Below are 3,485 nucleotides of genomic sequence, written 5' to 3' on the forward strand. Positions count from 1 at the left end.
AGCGGGAGCAAGCGCCCTCGACACGGGGGCTTCTGCGCCCAAGGTGCCTTAATTCGTGTGGTCGCCCGGCCAAAAGCCGGGTTAGACTCCTTGGCCCTGCCCAACCCGCTCAGTGATGCTTCCGATGCTTGAACAGTACGTCAAAAAGATCCTCACCTCGCGCGTTTACGACGTTGCCGTGGAAACCCCGCTGCAGACCGCTCGCCAGCTCTCCGAGCGGCTGGGCAACGAGGTCTGGCTCAAGCGCGAAGACTTGCAGCCGGTGTTCTCGTTCAAGATTCGCGGGGCCTACAACAAGCTGACCCAGCTCAGCGACGAAGAGCGCGCCCGCGGCGTGGTCACGGCGTCGGCGGGCAACCATGCCCAGGGCCTGGCGCTGGCCGCCAAGGTGCTGGGAGTGAAAGCCACCATCGTCATGCCCAAGACCACGCCGGAAATCAAGGTCGAAGGCGTGCGCTCCCGTGGCGGCAAAGTGGTGCTGCATGGCGACTCGTTCCCTGAAGCACTGGCCTATTCGCTGAAGCTGGTCGACGAAAAGGGCTACGTCTACATCCACCCATACGACGACCCTCACACCATTGCCGGGCAGGGCACGGTGGCGATGGAAATCCTGCGCCAGCACCCGGGGCGCCTCGATGCGATTTTCGTCCCGGTGGGCGGTGGCGGGCTGATCGCGGGGATTGCGGCCTATGTGAAATACCTGCGTCCGGAGATCAAGATCATCGGCGTCGAACCGGACGATTCCAACTGCCTGCAAGCAGCCATGGCCGCCGGCGAGCGCGTGGTGCTGCCCACCGTGGGCCTGTTCGCCGATGGCGTGGCCGTGGCGCAGATCGGCCAGCACACCTTTGATATCTGCAAGCACTACGTGGATGAAGTCATCACCGTCAGCACTGACGAGATCTGCGCCGCGATCAAGGACATCTACGACGATACCCGCTCGATCACCGAACCTGCCGGCGCCCTGGGCGTTGCGGGGATCAAGAAATACGTCGAGACGCGCGGCATCAGCGACCAGACCCTCGTGGCCATCGATTCCGGCGCCAACGTCAACTTCGACCGCCTGCGCCACGTGGCCGAGCGCGCCGAACTGGGTGAAGGCCGCGAAGCCATCATCGCCGTGACCATCCCCGAGAAGCCAGGCAGCTTCAAGGCCTTCTGCGAAGCCATCGGCAAACGCCAGATCACCGAATTCAACTACCGTTACAACACCGGCAGCGAAGCGCACATCTTCGTTGGCGTGCAGACCCATCCGGAAAACGACCCGCGCAGCAAGCTGATCGCCAGCCTGACCGAGCAAGGTTTCCCGGTGCTGGACCTGACCGACAACGAACTGGCCAAGCTGCATATCCGCCACATGGTCGGCGGGCATGCCGCCCATGTCATCGATGAAGTGGTCCTGCGTTTCGAATTCCCGGAGCGTCCGGGGGCACTGTTCAACTTCCTCAACAAGCTGGGCGGCCGTTGGAACATCTCGATGTTCCACTACCGCAACCATGGCGCGGCGGATGGCCGTGTCGTCGCCGGGCTGCAAGTACCCCACGATGAGCGCCACCTGGTGCCGGCCGCTCTGGAAGAAATCGGCTATCCGTACTGGGATGAGAGCGATAATCCGGCCTATCAGTTGTTTCTGGGTTGATAAAGCCGGACTAGGCTGTGAGCAAGACTTAAGGAAATAAAACGATGGAAACGTTGATCGCGCTGAAAATAGCCCATGTCGTCGCCACCGTACTGTTGCTGGCCGGCGCCCTGGGGCTGGGCGTCTGGGTCTGGCGCACACGCCGCAACGGCGATGCCACGGCAGCCGCCCGCACGCTGCAACGTCCGCAGCTGTTCATCTGGCTGGTGATGATCCTGGCGCTGGCTAGCCTGCCCTTCACAGGCTGGTGGATGGTTCATCAGATCGGCTGGCCGCTGGGGCAAACCTGGTTGCTGGCTTCCAGTGTGCTCTACACCTTGGCGGCGCTGGCGGGGTTCTGGTTGGTGGCGCGGCTGAACAAATTGCGCAAGGCGCCGGGCGGTAGCGGGAAGTTTACCTTTGCCCTGGCGCTGTTCAGTGTTGTCTGCTTTGTTGCCATGGCGGGGTTGATGGGGGCCAAGCCGGTTTAAGGCTTTGGACCGCGTCGCCCCTTTCGCGAGCAGGCTCGCTCCCACATGGACTGTGTTCTTCATACAATCCATGTGGGAGCGAGCCTGCTCGCGAAAGCTGTTTCAGCCGCGCAACGAAATCACCGGCCAACCACGCCTTTCGGCCTCGGCCCGAAGGTTCGGATCCGGATCCACCGCCACCGGATGCGTCACCGCTTCCAACAGCGGCAAGTCGTTCATCGAGTCGCTATAGAAGTAGCTGTCTTCCAGGGAATAGCCCGTCTCCTCCAGCCAGCGGTTCAACCGGGTCACCTTGCCCTCGCGGAAACACGGGATATCAGTGCTGCGTCCACTGTAGCGCCCGTCGATCATTTCGCATTCGGTGGCGATCAGGGTCTCGACCCCCAGGCGTTCGGCAATCGGGGCGGTGACGAAGCGGTTGGTGGCGGTGATGATCACCAGTTTGTCGCCAGCATCGCGGTGCTTTTTCAACAGCTCGATGGCTTGGGGCAACACGATCGGTTCGATGCAGTCACGCATGTAGTCCAAGTGCCACTGCGCCAGTACTTCCATCTCGGTGCGGCCGAGGATTTCCAGGCAGAAGTTCAGGTATTGGGCATTGTCGAGCTTGCCGGCCAGGTAGTCCTGGTAGAACTCGTCGTTGCGCGCCTTGTATGTAACGGCGTCGAGGAACCCGCGCTCACACAGGTAATCGCCCCAGGCGTGGTCGCTGTCGCCGCCCAGCAGCGTGTTGTCCAAGTCGAATAAAGCCAGCCGCATTGCAGTTACTCGCTGAAAATTCTGAAGAAAGGCCTCAAGAATACGGACTTTTCACAAGAGTGCACATAAGCTAGGGACGCTCGTTGCTGCTTTCACAACCTTTGTGGAACAATGCGGCGACATGCGTTTGCGAGGTTGTTGCCGTGATCGATCCCGATGGTTTCCGTCCCAATGTGGGGATCATTCTTACGAATGATGCTGGGCAGGTGCTATGGGCACGCCGTATCAATCAAGACGCCTGGCAGTTTCCCCAGGGTGGGATCAATCCCCAGGAGACGCCGGAAGAGGCCTTGTACCGCGAGTTGAATGAAGAAGTCGGGCTGGAGCGAGAGGATGTTGAAATACTCGCCTGCACTCGAGGCTGGTTGCGCTATCGTTTGCCGCAACGCCTGGTCAGGACGCACAGCCAGCCGCTGTGCATCGGCCAGAAGCAGAAATGGTTTCTCCTGCGCCTGATCTCCAACGAGCAGCGGGTGCGGATGGATTTGACCGGTAAACCGGAGTTCGATGGCTGGCGCTGGGTCAGCTATTGGTATCCGTTGGGCCAGGTGGTGACATTCAAGCGCGAGGTGTATCGACGCGCCCTTAAAGAGCTTGCCCCGCGCCTGCTGACGCGC

At 61.1% G+C, this 3,485-nt stretch carries 4 protein-coding genes; 3 read left to right on the forward strand and 1 reads right to left on the reverse strand.

The genetic code is table 11. The annotated features are described in order from the left end of the window. The first annotated feature begins 124 nt into the window (after positions 1-124). Both ilvA and OC610_RS23600 read left to right on the forward strand, forming a co-directional pair. Positions 125-1,639 (forward strand): threonine ammonia-lyase, biosynthetic, encoded by a 1,515-nt coding sequence (gene ilvA, locus OC610_RS23595; protein ID WP_264431262.1) that lies wholly within the window; start codon positions 125-127, stop codon positions 1,637-1,639. Between the two features lie 44 nt (positions 1,640-1,683). Further along, a complete protein-coding gene (locus OC610_RS23600) occupies positions 1,684-2,109 on the forward strand; it encodes a DUF2269 domain-containing protein (RefSeq protein ID WP_264431264.1) in 426 nt (141 codons plus the stop codon). A gap of 102 nt (positions 2,110-2,211) precedes the next feature. Here OC610_RS23600 and OC610_RS23605 read toward each other — a convergent pair whose 3' ends face one another. Further along, on the reverse strand, positions 2,212-2,868 hold the full coding sequence (locus OC610_RS23605; protein WP_264431266.1) for a histidinol-phosphatase: 657 nt from the start codon (positions 2,866-2,868) through the stop codon (positions 2,212-2,214). A gap of 143 nt (positions 2,869-3,011) precedes the next feature. Here OC610_RS23605 and OC610_RS23610 point away from each other — a divergent pair. Then, a partial coding sequence (locus OC610_RS23610; RefSeq protein WP_264431268.1) for an RNA pyrophosphohydrolase occupies positions 3,012-3,485 on the forward strand: 474 nt, incomplete at its 3' end.

This window comes from Pseudomonas agronomica, assembly GCF_025917275.1.
In the GTDB taxonomy this organism is placed as follows: domain Bacteria; phylum Pseudomonadota; class Gammaproteobacteria; order Pseudomonadales; family Pseudomonadaceae; genus Aquipseudomonas; species Aquipseudomonas agronomica.